Source organism: Levilactobacillus paucivorans, from assembly GCF_001437125.1.
In the GTDB taxonomy this organism is placed as follows: Bacteria; Bacillota; Bacilli; order Lactobacillales; family Lactobacillaceae; genus Levilactobacillus; species Levilactobacillus paucivorans.
Genome location: NZ_JQCA01000002.1, coordinates 1 through 16,808, shown reverse-complemented (window position 1 = coordinate 16,808; position 16,808 = coordinate 1). Strand labels below are relative to the sequence as shown.

General features: G+C 49.9%; 17 protein-coding genes. 10 read left to right on the top strand and 7 right to left on the bottom strand.

Going from position 1 to position 16,808, the window contains the following annotated elements:
* The 3 genes from IV54_RS00105 to IV54_RS00095 all read left to right on the top strand — a co-directional run.
* The coding region (locus IV54_RS00105; protein ID WP_272947285.1) for an MATE family efflux transporter at positions 1–885 on the top strand (885 nt) is incomplete at its 5' end.
* Positions 886–962: 77 nt separating this feature from the next.
* Positions 963–1,571 carry an HAD family hydrolase gene (locus tag IV54_RS00100; RefSeq protein ID WP_057877390.1) on the top strand — a complete coding sequence of 203 codons (609 nt, stop codon included), beginning with the start codon at positions 963–965 and terminating at the stop codon, positions 1,569–1,571.
* Between the two features lie 100 nt (positions 1,572–1,671).
* Positions 1,672–2,076, top strand: coding sequence for a PTS sugar transporter subunit IIA (locus tag IV54_RS00095; protein WP_057877389.1), 405 nt, complete (start codon positions 1,672–1,674; stop codon positions 2,074–2,076).
* Between the two features lie 141 nt (positions 2,077–2,217).
* Here the strand turns inward: IV54_RS00095 and IV54_RS00090 are convergent, their stop codons facing one another.
* Positions 2,218–2,874 (bottom strand): EAL domain-containing protein, encoded by a 657-nt coding sequence (locus IV54_RS00090; protein ID WP_057877388.1) that lies wholly within the window; start codon positions 2,872–2,874, stop codon positions 2,218–2,220.
* Between the two features lie 250 nt (positions 2,875–3,124).
* The gene (locus IV54_RS00085; protein WP_057877387.1) at positions 3,125–4,273 is read right to left on the bottom strand and encodes an LCP family glycopolymer transferase; all 1,149 of its coding nucleotides are present in this window, start codon (positions 4,271–4,273) and stop codon (positions 3,125–3,127) included.
* 365 nt (positions 4,274–4,638) lie between these two features.
* Between IV54_RS00085 and IV54_RS00080 the strand changes: the two genes are divergently transcribed.
* From IV54_RS00080 to IV54_RS00055, 6 genes are all read left to right on the top strand, one after another.
* Positions 4,639–5,586 (top strand): AEC family transporter, encoded by a 948-nt coding sequence (locus tag IV54_RS00080; RefSeq protein WP_057877386.1) that lies wholly within the window; start codon positions 4,639–4,641, stop codon positions 5,584–5,586.
* Positions 5,587–5,625: 39 nt separating this feature from the next.
* Positions 5,626–6,720, top strand: coding sequence for a DMT family transporter (locus IV54_RS00075; protein ID WP_057877385.1), 1,095 nt, complete (start codon positions 5,626–5,628; stop codon positions 6,718–6,720).
* 195 nt (positions 6,721–6,915) lie between these two features.
* Positions 6,916–7,587: a 2,3-bisphosphoglycerate-dependent phosphoglycerate mutase gene (locus IV54_RS00070; protein ID WP_057877384.1), complete on the top strand. Its 672-nt coding sequence runs from the start codon at positions 6,916–6,918 to the stop codon at positions 7,585–7,587.
* A gap of 125 nt (positions 7,588–7,712) precedes the next feature.
* Positions 7,713–8,939 (top strand): serine hydrolase domain-containing protein, encoded by a 1,227-nt coding sequence (locus tag IV54_RS00065; RefSeq protein WP_057877383.1) that lies wholly within the window; start codon positions 7,713–7,715, stop codon positions 8,937–8,939.
* 205 nt (positions 8,940–9,144) lie between these two features.
* Positions 9,145–10,446, top strand: a complete 1,302-nt coding sequence (locus tag IV54_RS00060; protein WP_057877382.1) for a GntP family permease — start codon at positions 9,145–9,147, stop codon at positions 10,444–10,446.
* A gap of 25 nt (positions 10,447–10,471) precedes the next feature.
* Positions 10,472–11,602 carry a glycerate kinase family protein gene (locus IV54_RS00055; RefSeq protein WP_057877381.1) on the top strand — a complete coding sequence of 377 codons (1,131 nt, stop codon included), beginning with the start codon at positions 10,472–10,474 and terminating at the stop codon, positions 11,600–11,602.
* A 215-nt stretch (positions 11,603–11,817) separates the two neighbouring features.
* On the opposite strand, the gene IV54_RS00050 is transcribed toward IV54_RS00055, so the two are convergent.
* The 3 genes from IV54_RS00050 to IV54_RS00040 form a co-directional block, all read right to left on the bottom strand.
* Entirely contained in the window at positions 11,818–13,152 is a 1,335-nt protein-coding gene (locus IV54_RS00050) for a C1 family peptidase (protein WP_057877380.1), read from the bottom strand.
* 359 nt (positions 13,153–13,511) lie between these two features.
* The gene (locus tag IV54_RS00045) at positions 13,512–14,318 is read right to left on the bottom strand and encodes an aldo/keto reductase (RefSeq protein WP_057877379.1); all 807 of its coding nucleotides are present in this window, start codon (positions 14,316–14,318) and stop codon (positions 13,512–13,514) included.
* Between the two features lie 142 nt (positions 14,319–14,460).
* Positions 14,461–14,895 carry a MarR family winged helix-turn-helix transcriptional regulator gene (locus tag IV54_RS00040; RefSeq protein ID WP_057877378.1) on the bottom strand — a complete coding sequence of 145 codons (435 nt, stop codon included), beginning with the start codon at positions 14,893–14,895 and terminating at the stop codon, positions 14,461–14,463.
* 108 nt (positions 14,896–15,003) lie between these two features.
* On the opposite strand from IV54_RS00040, the gene IV54_RS00035 reads away from it, so the two are divergent.
* Positions 15,004–15,501, top strand: coding sequence for a hypothetical protein (locus tag IV54_RS00035; protein WP_057877377.1), 498 nt, complete (start codon positions 15,004–15,006; stop codon positions 15,499–15,501).
* Between the two features lie 129 nt (positions 15,502–15,630).
* Here IV54_RS00035 and rpiA read toward each other — a convergent pair whose 3' ends face one another.
* Both rpiA and IV54_RS00025 read right to left on the bottom strand, forming a co-directional pair.
* Entirely contained in the window at positions 15,631–16,317 is a 687-nt protein-coding gene (gene rpiA, locus IV54_RS00030; protein WP_057877376.1) for a ribose-5-phosphate isomerase RpiA, read from the bottom strand.
* 6 nt (positions 16,318–16,323) lie between these two features.
* On the bottom strand, positions 16,324–16,665 hold the full coding sequence (locus IV54_RS00025) for a GNAT family N-acetyltransferase (RefSeq protein ID WP_057877375.1): 342 nt from the start codon (positions 16,663–16,665) through the stop codon (positions 16,324–16,326).
* Between the last annotated feature and the right edge of the window lie 143 nt (positions 16,666–16,808).

The window sequence follows — 16,808 nt, the reverse complement described above, 5'->3', positions numbered from 1 at the left end:
GGCCTAGTACTTTTGGAATGGAAATACTTTCCAACACCAAAAATTCTAGACCCACTGTTGTGTGTGGCTTACATCATTCGTTCCATTCCGCTATTACACCTGTCTAAGGATGACTTCAACTTAGACACAAATGAACTCTGGCAACACTTTACGACGGGGATGCCCATGGGCTTCCAACTGTCGATTATTGCCATTGGGACGATGGTGATGCAGGCGGCCCTGAATTCCTTGGGGACCGACTCCGTGGCGGCGTCCACGGCGGCTTCTAAGGTTGACCAACTTTGTTCCTTACCAATGTCTTCATTTGGCGTGACCATGGCCACCTTTGCCGCTCAAAACTTCGGCGCTGGCAAGTATGGTCGAATCATGGAAGGGGTCAAGAAGACTCTCTGGTTATCCGGGAGCTTCGCGGTTTTTGCCGGCGGCTTAGTGATCTTCCTTGGCAAGCCGATTGTGACCTTGATTATCGGAACAGCCGACGAAAATGTCATTCAGTTATCCCAGACTTACTTCAACATCATCGGGAGCACTTACCTGTTATTGAGTGTGCTCTTCGTGATTCGTAATACCCTCCAGGGACTTGGCCGCCGGGTGCTGCCAACGTTGGCCGGTGTCGGTGAACTGAGCATGCGGATCTTCGCTGCCGTCTTCATGGTGGGTGCTTTCGGTTATGCCGGAGCCGTTTCCGCCGAACCATTGGCTTGGTTGGGCTCCTGTGCCATCCTGATTCCTTCATGGATCAGAGCGGTTCAACAGTTGCGGAACTTGCAACGGGCTGAAGATGTCGTTGCCGGCAACCCAACGTCAGAGCAACTGGCGCAAGAAGCTGCCGAAGTGGCACCTAGCGAATCGGCTATGGGTGTGACCCCTAAGTTCGAGTCCTAAGACAAAGCATGATACACTAGGGAAGATGAGCGATCATCTTCCTTTTTTGATCTCAAACACAAGGAGTTTTTAAACCAATGCAAAATTTAATTTTCGATCTTGATGGTACCCTGCTCGATACTGAAACGATGTACATGCGGGCTCTACAGGCGGTCCTGCACGAACGCGGGATCGACCGGCCTTATGCTGATTTGACCGCGACCTTTGGCATTCCCAGTCGTGATGCCCTGGTGCGCCTGCAGATTCCCGATCTCGAGAACGTTCTGGCAGAGTGGGGGGATCGGACGTTAGCCTACAAAGACACGGTGTCCATCTATCCGGGCGTCACGGCGGCCCTGGCTGAGTTGCAAGAGACCGGCGTTAACCTGGCTATCATGACCTCGAAACGACGCTTTGAATACGAGCGAGACGTGGTGAGTGTTGGCTTGGACCAGTACTTCAAGGTGACCGTCGTTGCTGAGGATGTGGCACATGGAAAGCCAGCCCCGGATGGGATTCTCCTGGCGATGCAACGCTTAGGCGCCGATCCGGCAGCGACAGTTTATGTTGGCGATACTGCCTATGATTTTACAGCCGCACATGCCGCGGGGGTTGCCTTTGGCTTTGCCGGGTGGAATGGTAAACAACCCGTAAATTACCACCCAGACAGACTCTTTACGACCCCGGGAGACATGCTGGTCCATTAGCTTTCTGGATTAGTGGAGCTGACTGGCGTTTTGTGCTATATTTGACGCATAAACAAGTGGGCTTGAAAGACGTAAACCGTTTTATAAAAGGGGTGGCAGGATGCTTGCCATAATTATCACCGGTCACGGGGACTTTGCTCGTGGTATCTTACAGAGTGCCGAAATGATTTTCGGTAAAGCGCAGAAGGTCAAGGCTGTGACCCTGAGTGCCAATGAAAGTGTGGAGGATCTGGCGAACCATTATCAGGCCGCTATTCAGAGCCTGCAACCCGTTTCGGAGATCCTTTTCTTGGCTGATCTCTGGGGTGGGGCGCCTTTTAACGCGGCCAGTCAGTTAGTCCAGCAGAACCCGGACCACTACGCCGTGATTGCCGGGGTGAATTTACCCATGTTGATCGAGGCTTTAGATAGTCAGGATCAGCCATTGACGACGGTGTTGCCACGGTTGGAACAGGATGGACGGAGCGGTATTCGCCGCTTTAATGGGCACATGTCGACCGATTAAAATGCAGAGAAAGAAAAGCTATGCCCGCGGGCATAGCTTTTTTAGGGACAATTTTCAGTGAAAACAGTTTGCACGATAGGTTCAAGTGCTGAAACGGCCACTTAAGCAAAAAGAAAAAGTTTGGGATTTCTCCCAAACTTCCTAATTGCATGGAACTAAACTTGGTTTACCGTAAAGATACCCTTGATGAAGGGTGATGCCAAAGTGTTTGGCCAGTGCTTGGTCCTTGGCGTCTTCCACACCTTCGAGAATGAAACTCAACCGAAATTGATGGGCGATCTTAGCCCAGAACGCCAGGCATTCTGGAATCTTGGTTGCGACACCCGCCATGCGGAAGTTCTGCATGGCAAATTTGATTTCATCCACGAATGGCAACAGATATTGAATGTTAGGGAAAGTGTTGGAGCCGGTGCCCACGTCATCTAATACCAACCCAATGTTGTATTGGTGAAGGGCCAGACTGAATTGTTGAATTTCTTCCAATGTGGGTGCTTCCGTTAACTCGATGGTTAACGCGGCTGGGTTGATTCTCTTCTTGAGAGCAATGATCGTTCCCAATGTTAGCGGATCTCGTAGTTGTTGGTTATTGAGGTTAAAGGCCAAGACTTGTTTGGTAACGGCGGTGTTTAGAGCCGTCGCCGTTTGTTCAAGGAGCTTAGCTTGGTCCGCCACGGAGATGTCGGTAAACTTCTGAGGCAGAACCCACGTTTCATTCTGTTGCTTACGCAGGAGAACCTCATAGCCAAAGACCTGTTGATCATCTTGATTTACTTGTGGTTGAACGAAAAACCGGTACATATTGGTTGACTCCTTTAGTTACGGCGTACCGCATAGAATTAATTGACTCTATTCTAGCCCTTTTTTGGCAAAGAACAACGCCATATATCGTTTAGTGTGGTGATTGATTAAGGATGCAAGTAGATGGATACGCTTACGACTACCCCCGTGTATGGTTTTGTGTTGCGGGGAATTATTTTAGCCTGATGGGCTGGAATAGAAGGTCAACAAAAAAAATCGCGCGATCTCAAGGATTGCACGAGTTTCAGCTTTAGTAGCCGTAGCCACTGTTATTTGCATTACTGTTATCGTAGCCACTGCCATCGGATCCATAACTGGTATCCGTGGTCCCGTAGGCCGAGGTATCGGCATCGGTGGTAAAGCTCTTTGTTTCTGAAAGTTCCAAAGTCTTACGGATGTGATTGGAAATCTTCTTTAATTCTTCGTTGGTTGGGACTTGGTAGGAGAGACCATCGATCATCGCGTCTTGACCCTGTAAGGTTTCAGACTTGATGTGGTGGGAAGCATCCCCATACTTGGCCCGAATCTGCATCAGGTCATCAAAGGTCAGGTCGGTCTTGAGGTTCCCGTTGAGGGAGGTCAAAATCTGTTGGTAACGGGTGATGGAGGTCAGCCCAGCAGCCTTAACAACCAGCTTCTGAAGGACTTGGCGTTGGCGTTTCTGTCGACCGTAGTCACCCAACGGATCTTCGTGACGCATCCGGGAGTAGGCGAGGGCTTGTTTCCCATTTAAGTGGGTTGTCTTGCCCTTGACCACGTTAGCCGCACCGTACTGGAAGGTTAATGGTGGTTTGACGTCGACCCCATTGACGGCATCGACCATCTTCTCCAAACCACCCATGTTAACGATAGCGTAGAAATCAATCGGAATGTCCAACAGGTCTTCAACGGTCTTAACGGCTGTCTTGGCCCCACCAATGGTGTATGCCGCATTAATCTTTTGCACGCTGGCATTAGCGCCAGAACCCACGGTAACCCGAGTATCCCGAGGAATACTAGTCAGGTACGCGGTTTCCTTGGTTGGGTTGATTGTGGCGACCATCATCGTGTCGGTCCGACCCATGTCGGAACGGCCCAAGGCCCCGGTGTCGGTTCCCATCAAGAGAATCGAGAAGGGCTTGTTCTTCTTGAGAACGGCGGCCACGTTACGACTCTTCGCGGTGTTGGATGAAGCATAGGTTTGACTGAAGGTCTTCTTTGCAGAACTCCAGGCATGATAGCCATACGCCAATCCACCGCTAATTAGGAAGAGCACGGTGAGCACGATCGTCCACATCACAGGACGATGGGGATGAACCGCGGGTGTTTTAAAGTGTGAGTGTCGGTCAGAGCGGCGATCGTAGACCTGTTCGAAGTCCTCTGGCGATCGTTGCCGCTTGTTTCCATTATCATTAGGCATATTTATTTCCTCATCCTCGTCAAAATCTTTTTCCATTATAGACTGGTCGGTGGCGTAGCGATACCGCTAATCATCGATTTAATCAGATTTTAAAGGTTCCGCGACCAGTTTTGCTTGTGACCTCAATTAATTCATTACACCACAAAAAAAGTTATTCGTAAACGGGTGGGGGAACCTGACCGCAATTCAGATTTGTCAACAATTGGTAAAATAGGCAACATTTCCGGGCGTGTCAAGTCGACAGAAAGCCTATTAGAATCAGTGTTGGAACCGGTTACGAATCTGTGAGAAACGCTTCTTATGCTATAATAAGCAACGTTGCTTAAGAAACAGTAATTTTTTTGAAATGGCGGGGAGGTTACCGAATGGCCGTCTTTATCAGAAGTGTTTCAGGCGTGCTGATTATCCTGGTGATGATCGGTTTAGGTTACGTGTTATCTCGCCGAGGCTGGTTTGACGACCAGGCTCCACGGTTGATTGCCCGGTTGGTGACACAGATTGCCTTACCCGCCTATATGATTAGTACCATTACCGCCAAGTTTTCGGCAACGACCTTGAAGGCCACGTTGCCGGACCTTCGTTTCCCAATTATCTCGATGACGATTATGTTTGGGTTGTCGATTGTGGCGTTTCACTTGTTTCGAATTCATGACGATCATCGCGGCTTGTTTGAGTCGATGTTCCTGAATTCCAACACCGTGTTTGTGGGCTTACCGGTTAACGAGGCCCTGTTTGGATCGAAAAGCTTACCCTTCGTGCTGGTGTATTACATGGCCAACACGACCTTCTTCTGGACCTTGGGGGTCTACCTCATCCAACGAGATGGAAAGGATAAGGCTAAATTCAATCTGAAGGACACTTTACAGAAGATTTTTTCACCGCCCCTGTTGGGCTTTATTTTTGGGGTCATTCTGGTCCTGCTGAATATTCAGTTACCAGACTGGATCATGCAGGATTTCCAGTATGTTGGGGGCCTGACAATTCCACTGTCCATGGTTTTTATTGGGACGGCGATTGCCGGTGCCGGCCTGCAGAACATTCGGATTGACCGCGATAGCCTAGGAATTCTGTTGGGACGCTTTATTGTTGCCCCAACTTTGATGGCTTTCTTGGTGATCCCGACCGGGCTACCAGCTCTGATGAAGCAAGTCTTCATCTTACAGGCGGCGATGCCCGTCATGACCAATGCCCCAGTCGTGGCTAAGCTCTACCGAGCCGATGCCGACTACGCGGCGATTATGGTCACTGAAACCACCCTCCTGAGTCTAGTGGTGATTCCAATCTTGATGGTTATTGTTCAGCAAATTGTCTAGTTGTGTTCGCACATATTATAAGGAGGAACTAGTTTCGTTTTGAGAAAAACCATGTTGTACATCGCTTTTTCAACGTTAATGTTCAGTTCGATGGAAATCGCCTTAAAGGCTGCTGGTGGGGCATTTAACCCCATTCAGTTGAACCTGATTCGGTTTCTCATTGGGGGAATCGTGTTGCTGCCAATCGCCTTACGGGCGCTTAGCAAGCAGCAACACCATTTAACCAAGGCGGACTGGGGCTTGTTCTTCCTGACAGGGTTGGTCTGTGTCATTGTGTCAATGACGCTGTACCAGTTGGCCATCACCGTCGACGAGGCGTCGACCGTGGCCGTGCTCTTTAGCTGTAACCCTGTATTTGCCCTTATTTTCTCGTACTTAATTCTGCACGAACGACTTGGACGGGCGAACTTAATCGCCGTGGTCGTATCCATTATTGGATTGATTGTGATTGTCAATCCAGCTCACCTGACGAATCCATTAGGGTTGGTTTTGGCGATTAGCTCGGCCTTAACCTTCGGGCTATACAGTATTGTGTCCCGGTGGGGGTCTGTTCGCCACCACTTCAATGGGATTACCATGACCTGCTTTACGTTCTTGGCTGGGTCACTGGAACTCTTTGTTTTGATGATGATTACCCACATTCCTGCCGTTGCGGGAGGGATGCGTCAGGTTGGTTGGCTTAGCAACTTCGCGGCACTACCAATTCTGAAGAACATCAGCATGCAATACTTCTGGTTACTCTTCTTCATCGGGGTTTGTGTGACCGGTGGGGGATTTGCCTTTTACTTTCTGGCCATGGAACGTTCCGACGTTTCCACGGCATCCCTGGTCTTCTTCATTAAGCCAGGGTTGGCCCCAATCATGGCGGCTGTGCTGATTCACGAGCACATCTTGCCAAATACGATTGTCGGGATCGTTATTATCCTAGTTGGTTCCGTGATTACCTTCATGGGGAACCGGGTCAAGGCGCGCGAATCGCAATTGGCAGAACAAGATGCAACTGTTCCAGCCAGCGAGTTCCAACAGGCGCCAACGGCTAAGGCCGATCAACTCGAAGCTAAGTTAGAAGCTGACTTGGAAGCCAAGCTTGAAGCGAAGATGGAAGCCAAGCGTGACCCATCGTCGACGGATTAAATTTGATTAGTGTGAAGGATCTGAGGCTGTGCCTTGGGTCCTTTTTGTTTATGGTGTCGAAACGTGCCCCAACAGGCAGCCGGCACCGCCTGTTGGTGCACTCTTACGTGAAAACCGACACAAATTCAACGAATCTCCCGGAGCGCTATGTTATGATAATCCGTGAGAGCAAGAGCAGAGAAAGGGAGAATGATGATGGCAACGTTAGTCATCCTACGGCACGGCGAGAGTGTCGCCAACCGGGACAATATCTTTACGGGATGGAGTGACGTCCCACTGACCGCGAAGGGGCGCCAGCAGGCGTTGGCCGTGGGACAACTGGTCGCTAAGACTGGGCTGCGCTTTGGGGCCTTGCATACCTCGATGTTGCAACGGGCCATCGTGACCTCAAACATTGTGTTAGAGGCGATCGACCAGTTGGCGATTCCCGAATACAAGTCCTGGCGGCTTAATGAGCGCCACTATGGGGCTTTACGCGGGAAAAATAAGGCAGCGGTTCAGGCCGAGGTTGGTGAGCGTCAGGTGAAGATTTGGCGGCGGAGCTTTGAAACCGTGCCACCACTCTTGGATCATGTGGTTCAGGATCGACGATATGATCAATTTGGTCCGCACACGGAACCACTGGGTGAAAGCCTTGAAATGGCCTATGACCGGTTGATGCCCTATTGGGAAGACCAGATTGCCCCACGGTTGCTGGATGGTCATAACCAGCTCGTTGTGGCCCATGGCAGTACCTTGCGGGCCCTCATCAAGTACCTTGATCGGGTGCCAGATGCTGATATCAGTCAGGTGGAAGTCGCTAATGGCGAACCAATTCGCTATGACTTTGATGATCGGCTGCGGATCAAACGTAAATTAATATTGTGACGATTACCTTAACAAAAGGATAAGTTCATAAGGTCGGACTAAACAATTGAGAAAAACGATTGTATTTGTCCGGCCTTTTCGTATAATCAGATTTAGGAGTTGGGAACAGAGGGGAAGTCAAGGGAATGAATAAGAGAAATTTGGGCCACTGGGCAATTTTAATGTCCGTCATTGTGGTTATTGTTGGGGTCGTTTCATGGATGCACGTCATCGATGCAAATGATAAGAAGCAGGTGGCGATTAGCAACCAGCATCATGCGGAAAAAACCAAGGACGCGATTACCCGCTACGCCTTGAAGAGCCAGCAGGATCGCGAGAACAAGGTCACACAGTATGACCGCAAGAACCTGGGAGAGAAGAATCCTATCTTTGCGGCTAAACTGACCAAAGATCTGCGGGCTAAAAAGTTTGTCGGGTCAGCCATTGTTGTCAAAAACAATCACGTGGTTTATCAACGGGCTTTCGGCTGGGCCAATGTAAAGAAGCAGCATAAGAATAAGGTAACGTCACAATTTCTGATCAACTCCGTCCAGAAATCACTGACCGGGGCCTTGGTCATGCAGGCCGTTGAAAAGGGTCAGATCAAGTTATCCGATCACTTGAGCAAGTACTACCACATCAAGCACAGCAGTCACGTGACCATCCGTCAGATGTTAAATATGGAGGGCGGTATCAGCGGCAAGCTGTTGCCAGGGACGGTGTTAACCGAACCCGCTGTCTACAAGTATGCGAGCCAACAGGCCATCATCAAGAAGAAGCAGATCAACCATTTCCATTATCAACCAATCAGTTATGTCTTACTGGCAGGGATTTTGCATAAGGTCACTCACCAGTCCTACTACCAAGCATTCTACCAGGATATTGTGACGCCACTGGATCTCAATCACACGGGCTTTAACCAGATTCGGAAGATCACGCCACACATGACCTTGGGCTATGGCGGCATGGAACCCGGGCAGTACAAGGAACCCCACGCGCCGTTGAAGATGACGACGGCGGTTCAGGTTGCGACTGGGAACGTCATCATGAGCACTGGGGATGCCTTCCAGGCGGAACGGGCGGTTATTCAAGGGACAACCTTGGATAATCCAGCCGGAGCTCAGGTTTTGCATGAAGTTGGGCAGACCCGCCACTATACCGGTGGCCTGTATCATCTCGAAAACATTGGGTATTACAGTCACGGGATGGGGGACGATTACGAGAGTACCGTTGCCATGAGTAAAGACGGTAAAACGGGTGTGATCTTCTTATCAAACAACTTCGTTAAGAAGGCCATGTTCCCTCGCTGGTCGACGGAACAACTCGCTATTCAGACCTTCAAAGATATCAACGAAGTGAAGGCTGTCAAGTAGGGTCAACTGAAAATTTAATCAAAGTGAAAGGTCGAAAACGTTGGTTTTCGGCCTTTTTTGTCTTTCTTAAAACGTTTTACCGGCTGATCGTGTAGGCCCCACAAGGTGTTGGGGCCTTTTAATTGCCCAAGGAATGTTGTATCATTAGTTAGTTCAAAAAGTTCGTTAATTAATTCACTTAATACATAGATAGGAGTGTCGTCAGATGGGTGTTTCTGTTAGTTGGATTGGGGCCTTAATTGGGTTAGCCCTTGCCATTATTTTAATTTTACGTAAGTTGAACCCGGTCTATTCGCTCTTACTCGGAACAATTGTCGGGGCCCTCATTGGAGGAGCCAACCTGACACAGACGGTAAACATCGTGGTTACGGGATCTCAGAGTGTTATGGGAACCGTTATCCGGGTGCTGGCCGCTGGGGTCTTTGCCGGGGTCATGATGGAGTCGGGGGCCGCTAACGCGATTGCCCGCGGCATCGTCAACAAGTTCGGTGAAAGCCTTGCGATTCTCTCGTTAGCTTTGGCTACCATGATTATTACGGCCGTTGGGGTTTTCATCCCGGTTGCCGTCTTGATTGTGGCCCCAATTGCCCTCGAAGTGGGGAGTCGGATGAAAATTTCTAAGCTGGCACTGCTGGTTGCTCTTTCCGGTGGTGGTAAGGCGGGGAACATCATTTCACCAAACCCCAACACGATCGCTGCTGCTCACGGGTTCCATTTGGAACTCAGTCAATTGATGGTTGCTGACTTTATCCCTGCTGTCTTTGGGTTGTTGGCAACGGTTCTGATTGCCACGTTGTTACGTCACCGCGGGTCCATTGCCACCATGGCCGACGTGCAGGCTAACCAGGACCAAGGTGCTGCCGAACCAACTGATCTGCCATCCTTAAAGACGGCGATCGTGGCCCCATTGTTGGCGGTTGTTCTCTTGTTACTGAACCCAGTTGGGAACATTTTACACATTAGTATTTTGGAAAAATTCGAAGTTGATGCCATGTACATCTTGCCAATCGCTGGGTTGGTGGGAATGCTGGCGATGCACCAAGGTAAAAAGGTCTTGGCTTACACGAAGTCAGGGATGGCTCGGATGACCGACGTTGTTTTAATTCTGATCGGTGCCGGGGCTATCGGGGGCTTGATTACCACCTCGACGTTACCTGCTGCCATTGTTCACTTAATTAAGATTTCCGGGATCTCCGGAACCTTCTTGGCCCCAATCGCCGGGATCTTAATGGCTGCCGCAACGGCTTCGACTTCAACCGGTGTTATCTTGGCTACTGGATCATTTGGTAAGGCCATCTTGTCCTTCGGAACGGCGCCACTGGCGGCCGCTGTGATGGTTCATACCGGTGCTACGGTGATTGACCACTTGCCACAAGGGAACTACTTCCATGTGACGGCCAACGCCATGAACATGTCTCTCAAGGAACGGATGCAGTCAGTTCCTTATGAAACGGCAGTTGGGTTAACCATGACGATTGTCGGAACAATTATGTTTACCCTCTTCTAGACACGACGGAAAGGATGAAGTTCAAATGAAATTTGTCATTGCCCCCGATTCTTTTAAAGGTAGTTTGACCGCGAAGCAAGCGGCAGACGCCATTTATGCCGGTTTGAAACGGGTCTTCCCGGACGCCGACTATGAACTGGTTCCGATGGCCGACGGTGGGGAAGGTACGGTGCAATCTCTGGTCGATGCGACCCACGGGACGTTGAAGACCGCCTCTGTCTTGAATCCGTTGGAAAAATCAGTTGATGCGCAATACGGCTTATTGGGTGATGGTCGGACGGCGGTCATCGAAATGGCCGCGGCTAGTGGGATTCAGTTTGTGAATGAACGGACTAAGGATCCACTGGTGACCACGACCTATGGGACTGGTGAATTGATGTTGGACGCCATGCATCACGGTGCCCGAGAGATTATCATTGGGATCGGTGGCTCAGCCACGACCGATGGTGGTCAAGGGATGGCGGAAGCCCTCGGGGCGAAGTTCCTCGATAAGGACGGCCAGCCGATCAAACGTGGGGGTGGCGGTTTAGCCGACCTCGCTAAGATTGACGTTTCTGCTGTTGACCCATTGGTTGCCGAAACGAAGGTCCGCATCGCTTCCGATGTCACAAATCCACTGGTTGGGCCTAAGGGTTCAGCTGCTGTCTTTGGTCCACAGAAGGGGGCCACGGCGGAAACGATTCCCGTGTTGGACCGGAACTTAGCCCATTATGCCGCCATCATTAAACGCGACTTAGGCAAGGACCTTGCGGATTACCCAGGCGCCGGTGCTGCCGGTGGACTGGGTGCCGGGTTACTGGCCTTTACCCAATCCGTTATGGAAAAGGGGGTTGAGATCGTGGTCAAGGAAACTCACCTGAAGGAACGGGCCGCTGATGCAGACTATGTCTTTACAGGTGAAGGGGCCATTGACTTCCAGACGCAGTACGGTAAGACCCCAATGGGCACCGCACTGGCTGCCAAGGAAGCCAGTCCACATGCCAAGGTGATCGGCCTAGCCGGTAACGTCGGCGAGGGGATCGACCAACTTTACGATCTGGGCATTGACGCGATTTTCCCAATCCTGCCAGGGGTCGTCGACCTCCCAACGGCCATCAAGACCGGTGAGGAAAACCTGACCCGGACCGCGGAGAATATTGCTCGGGTACTAAAGTAAAGAGTGTGATCAAAGGCAGTTAGCCAGTGAGCATTAACGTCGTTAGGGCGATAATCCTGTTCTTGGATTATTGACCTAACGGGGTTAAGCGGAGCTGGCTGCCTTTGAGAGCACGTTTCGACCACATAAATTCAAAAAGTTTCCAAAACAAAACCGCCTCCCCAATCAAGGGAAGGCGGTTTTTTAATAACAGTTAAAGTCTAAAGTCCAAAGCCTTAAGCTAAAGCACCCATTGGATCCCAAGGAGCCAAGACCGTTGGTTCTTCAGTTTCCTGAATCTTCTTTAAGTCGTCAGGCAGGAATTGCTTGTTGACAACAACTTGGTAGCAGTATTCGTCCATCCAAGCATCGCTCATCACGAAGTAACCCTTCGTGCCGACCTTTTCACCCCAAGAATTTTCGACCTTCCACTTGGTAGGTTGACCATCGACTAAGTCGACACCGGTCAAGACCATGGCGTGGGTCATCATGCTTTCTCCGTAATCCAAGCGTTCTGCCTTGGTCGTGGAGAAGTCGATGTTGAAGAGGGCATCTTTGTCGTAGTACTTGGTGTCCATGATTCCCTTTTGACGTTCTGAGGATTGACCAACATCACAACCGAACCAGACGGATTGACCCGCTTGGAGTTGCTTGATGGCCAAGTCCTTGAAGTCCTTCATCGTGACGTTCAAGTGCTTGACTTGACGGCCGTTGACCACGTTACCTAACATTTCAACCGTGTAGGTGTGGTTGTATGGCTTGTCATCAGTAGGGGCATTGATGATGGAAACGTAATCGCTCAGGTCCCAGTTGACGTACTTGTCAAAGAAAGACTTAGGGGTTAAGCCCTTGTCGATGTGGTAGTTCTTGTCATCGTCGCGATATTCAAAGTCGAATTCGCTAACGGGTTCGCCGAGTGAGAAGCTCAGTAAGCGGTAAACTTCGCCGAGCATCTTGTCTTTAGCAGCGGCAATGTCAGCATCGCTGGCCTTGTCGGCAACTAATTTCCGTAAAATGACAGCGTCCTTACGCAGCTTCAAGTTCAACGTACTGTTAAGTTCGCTAGACTTAGAACTGTTGTAGGTTTCGGGCATCACGGACTTAGGCACGATCCCATATTTTTCAATGATGGCACACAGCATGTCCCATTGGCCCCCGTCTTGTTGTGGGGTAGCCATTAAGAAGGCCACCTTACGGCTAGACGTTGGTTGGTCGGCAGTGGCCAAGACATTTTCGTAGAAGTAGTTGGCTTTTTCGAATTTGTCCCAGAAGTTGGTGTAGTTTTGGGATAATTCAAAGTCACTCAAGTTAAACAGGTCGGCTAAATGATGACGCATGGTGTTCAATGCGGCAAACATCCAGCAACGACCACTTTGTTTTTGGTTGGCAACTTTCCCGGTGTCCAAATCAATGGAGAAGACGGGAGTCATGTCGGTTTCAGAAGCGTAATCGGCAGAGGTTGCTAAGATTCCTTGATGGCTGACGGCGCGTTCTAAGACCTTCGCGGTGGGGTCAGTAGCTAAAGCTTGTTGATAACGGGCGGTTTGATCCGCCGTAATTTCTTTACTCAATGACGTCACTCTCCTAACTATTCTCTCATTGTACCCCAATCTTCTCATTTTTTGTATAGTTGAGGGGAAATTCAATTGACAAGGCACTTGGAACCGCTCATATTGAAGGTATTATGCACAAATAATGTTGAAATTATGAGAGGCGAACGTCAATGTTCAGTGGGTCAGGTACCGGCATCACCCTCATTTTATTTGCCGTCGTTTTCTTTTTGGGCGCGGCTTTGGGGGAATTTATCTTTGGTCGGGGTCATCGACATCTTTAAAAAATAAATGGATTCAGGTTAAAAGGGCAACCCAATACCAAACTGTATTGGGTTGCCCTTTCTAAAGTTTAGAGATTGACGACCGTGGCTGTTAGGCTAGTCGTAGTTGAGGTGCTTGTCTTGGTCCAAAGCGTTGATTTCGGCAATTTCCTCGGCCGTTAAGTTAAAGCCAGAGATGTCGAAGTTTTCGCGAACCCGAGCTGGTTTAGAGGACTTCGGGAAGACCACGAAGCCGGTATCAATTTGCCACCGTAACACGATTTGAGCGGGTGATTTACCGTACTTGTCAGCCAACTTCGCAATCACGGGGTCCTCAAGAATCAAGTGACCGTGACCAATTGGGGAGTACCCTTCGTTGACCAGACCGTTGTCCGTGTCGAATTTGCCTAACTCGGCTTGAACCTTGTAAGGATGGCGTTCGATTTGGTTGACCATTGGCTTAACCTTAGCCATGGCAAAGACCTGGTTGAGTTGGTCTTCAGAGAAGTTGGAAACCCCAATAGCCCGAACCTTCTTTTGTTGGTAGAGGGTTTCTAAGGCGCGCCAAGTGTCTAAGGTCAGGTCAAAGTTTTCTTCATTTGGCCAGTGGATCAGGTAGAGGTCCAGGTAGTCTAATTGTAAGTCGGATAACGTTTGGTCAAAGGCGGCCAGCGTCTTGTCATACCCCTGGTCAGCATTCCAAACCTTAGAGGTGATGAACAGGTCGGAACGGTCGATGCCAGAAGCCTTGATGGCTGCACCAACGGCCGGTTCGTTGCCGTAAATGTGGGCACAGTCGAGGTGTCGGTAGCCGGCATCTAAGGCCGTCTTGATGGAGGCCGGGACGTCTTTACTGTCGATCAAGTAAGTCCCAAAACCTAACATCGGGATAGTAACGCCGTTGCTTAATTGTGTCGTTTCCATGTGATTACCTCGCTATATAAATATTTTAAAATCACCGTACAGTTACTTATGATACACTGCCGGGCGAATAGTTTCAGGGATTGTCCCTTATCAGTGGTCAAATAACTTGCGGGTTCGACAGTAAGCCAGTCAGCATAAAAGGCTATTTGTTCTCATCGAAAGCCTCTGCGCGGTCACTCCAACTGGCCAATAGGGTGTAGACCGTGTCTAAGTCAGCCGCGGAGGTTTCGGCAAGCACTTCATCCCAGAGGGCCAGCTTGATCTGACGAATGGTCTCACAGGCCGCTACACCACGTGGGGTGATGCTGACCCAGGTCGTTCGGTGGTCGACGTCATCCGGCGTTCTCGTGGTGTAACCGGCCTTCTCCAGGCGTGTCATCTCACGGCTGACGAGGCCCTTGTTGATGGCTAATTCGGTTGTGATTTGTTTCGCTGTGATGCGGTCGTGTTCGCTGATGAGTAGGAGAAAGTTGGCATTACTAGCGTTGATGTCGGGGAGCTTGAGCTCGCGACTCATGGCCGTCTGGAAGCGCCGGTGTAGCGCCCCAATGAATTTTCCAAGTTTAACAATATCCAAGGCAAAGGCCTCCTTTGATGCCAGTATAGCATAAAATATAGTTGACAAATAAACTAAATGCAACTATTCTGTAATAGTTGCTTTATCAACTATATAGGAGACTTTAAGATGACTTTAAAACAGCGAATCCTTTTTACGTTATCCATGTGTACCGGGATGGCCAGCAGTATGAGCTGGCTGGGGATGGCCAAGAGTCAGGGGATTAATCTGGCTATGTGGCGTTTATTTGGCCTGGCAGTCGTGCCAACCGTTCTTTTTGCCTTTGTCTTTAACCTCTTAATTGTGGTCAATCTGAGTAATTTGTTTATCAAATGGGGGACGCGGCGACTAGTTAATGAAGAGGCTATTCAACTCAAGGCCGGCACAATTCGAAGTTGGACCATGCTACTCGTCATGTCATTTACCATGAGTACACGGGCGCTACTGATGAACGGCACCTTGTTCCATATGTCCGTGACCCAATTTATTCTGAGTTACTTTGGCACCTTGACGATGGCGTATTTTATCCGGGACCTTTTTGTCATGCCAGCTATTCAACACTTTATGAGTCGCAAAACGGCGGAACGTCGAGTGGTCAACGCCGAAAATAAGGAAAGTAAATCATAATAGAGACTAAAAAAACGTGATCCCTTAGCCTGAAAGGCCGGTGGGGTCACGTTTCGTGGATCCTGGCAGGCGATTATGACCTGCCATTTTTTTGTTGTACAAATTATTTAGGTTGATCACTAACGACGATTAGTCGCGGGCGTTCAACACTTCTGGGCCATCTTGACGGCCGACGATAACTGTGTTGACCGTGTCTAAGAACAACCCATGTTCCACGATACCAACGATACCATTTAAGGTGTTGGCTAATTCGTGGGGGTGATCGATGCGGCCCAGGTGCAGGTCGATGATGTAGTTCTTGGAATCGGTTAAGACGTGACTACCGTCTTCGTTCATCCGGAAGGCCGGGTGTAAGTCCATCTTGTCTAACTTTTCCAGAACGTGGCTGGAACCAAATGGGATGACTTCCAAAGGTAGTGGGAACTTACCTAAGTGGTGAACCATCTTGCTTTCATCAACGATCCACATGTTCTTCGTGGAGTTGATGGCAACGATCTTTTCCCAGAGGTGAGCGGCACCGCCACCCTTGATACCTTGGAAGTTGTCGTCGATTTCGTCGGCACCGTCGATGGTTAAATCAAGGTGGTCAACTTCATCCAACTGCTTGATGGTAATCCCCAGAGATTCGGCTTGCTTAGCGGAACGGTCGGAAGTCGCAACCCCAACGATGCTGAGGCCTTCTTCCTTGACGCGCTTACCTAAGGCGTCAATCATGTAGCGAACGGTCGAACCGGTTCCGATTCCGAGAATCATGCCATCTTTAACGTACTTGACAGCTTCTTGGCCCACGAGGGCTTTTAATGCGTTTTGATCCATGCTGAATTACTCCTCTTCTGTGTGACGTAAATTTAAGGCAACTGGCTGGACGGCGGTCGGCCCCGTTACCGGTAGCTGGTTAGCCGCCAGTAAGTCGGGAGCGGGATGTTGCGAGAAGTAGCGCTTGGCGTACGGATCCAGGACCTTGACAGTGACGTCGTTGTCCCGCGCTAATTCAACGAAGCGGCCAATCAACTGCTGCGCAACGGCTGAAACGTCTTGGGAGGGACGAACAAAGAGCTGTTCGAGCACCCAAGACGTGGGGCTCAATTGAAGGTAGTGTAGGCTCGCGATTAACTGTCCGGCAGACGTGATCGTCAGCCGTCCGGGATGTTCCGTAATGGTCATGCGTGACTCCTTTCCAAACCAGGCTTCCCTTCGATTTTGGTCTATCCACGCCGGCTTGTCAACTAATTTTGGCACACGGGACAATTTTGTATGTGTCAAGTTTTCCTAGGTGCCTTATAATCAACCAAATATTTATACACAAT

Excerpts from the sequence above, each read along its gene's own strand:
- IV54_RS00100 (WP_057877390.1), top strand. The coding sequence starts at position 963 with ATGCAAAATTTAATTTTCGATCTTGATGGTACCCTGCTCGATACTGAA.
- IV54_RS00095 (WP_057877389.1), top strand. The coding sequence starts at position 1,672 with ATGCTTGCCATAATTATCACCGGTCACGGGGACTTTGCTCGTGGTATC.
- IV54_RS00090 (WP_057877388.1), bottom strand. The coding sequence starts at position 2,874 with ATGTACCGGTTTTTCGTTCAACCACAAGTAAATCAAGATGATCAACAG.
- IV54_RS00085 (WP_057877387.1), bottom strand. The coding sequence starts at position 4,273 with ATGCCTAATGATAATGGAAACAAGCGGCAACGATCGCCAGAGGACTTC.
- IV54_RS00080 (WP_057877386.1), top strand. The coding sequence starts at position 4,639 with ATGGCCGTCTTTATCAGAAGTGTTTCAGGCGTGCTGATTATCCTGGTG.
- IV54_RS00070 (WP_057877384.1), top strand. The coding sequence starts at position 6,916 with ATGGCAACGTTAGTCATCCTACGGCACGGCGAGAGTGTCGCCAACCGG.
- IV54_RS00065 (WP_057877383.1), top strand. The coding sequence starts at position 7,713 with ATGAATAAGAGAAATTTGGGCCACTGGGCAATTTTAATGTCCGTCATT.
- IV54_RS00060 (WP_057877382.1), top strand. The coding sequence starts at position 9,145 with ATGGGTGTTTCTGTTAGTTGGATTGGGGCCTTAATTGGGTTAGCCCTT.
- IV54_RS00055 (WP_057877381.1), top strand. The coding sequence starts at position 10,472 with ATGAAATTTGTCATTGCCCCCGATTCTTTTAAAGGTAGTTTGACCGCG.
- IV54_RS00045 (WP_057877379.1), bottom strand. The coding sequence starts at position 14,318 with ATGGAAACGACACAATTAAGCAACGGCGTTACTATCCCGATGTTAGGT.
- IV54_RS00035 (WP_057877377.1), top strand. The coding sequence starts at position 15,004 with ATGACTTTAAAACAGCGAATCCTTTTTACGTTATCCATGTGTACCGGG.
- rpiA (WP_057877376.1), bottom strand. The coding sequence starts at position 16,317 with ATGGATCAAAACGCATTAAAAGCCCTCGTGGGCCAAGAAGCTGTCAAG.
- IV54_RS00025 (WP_057877375.1), bottom strand. The coding sequence starts at position 16,665 with ATGACCATTACGGAACATCCCGGACGGCTGACGATCACGTCTGCCGGA.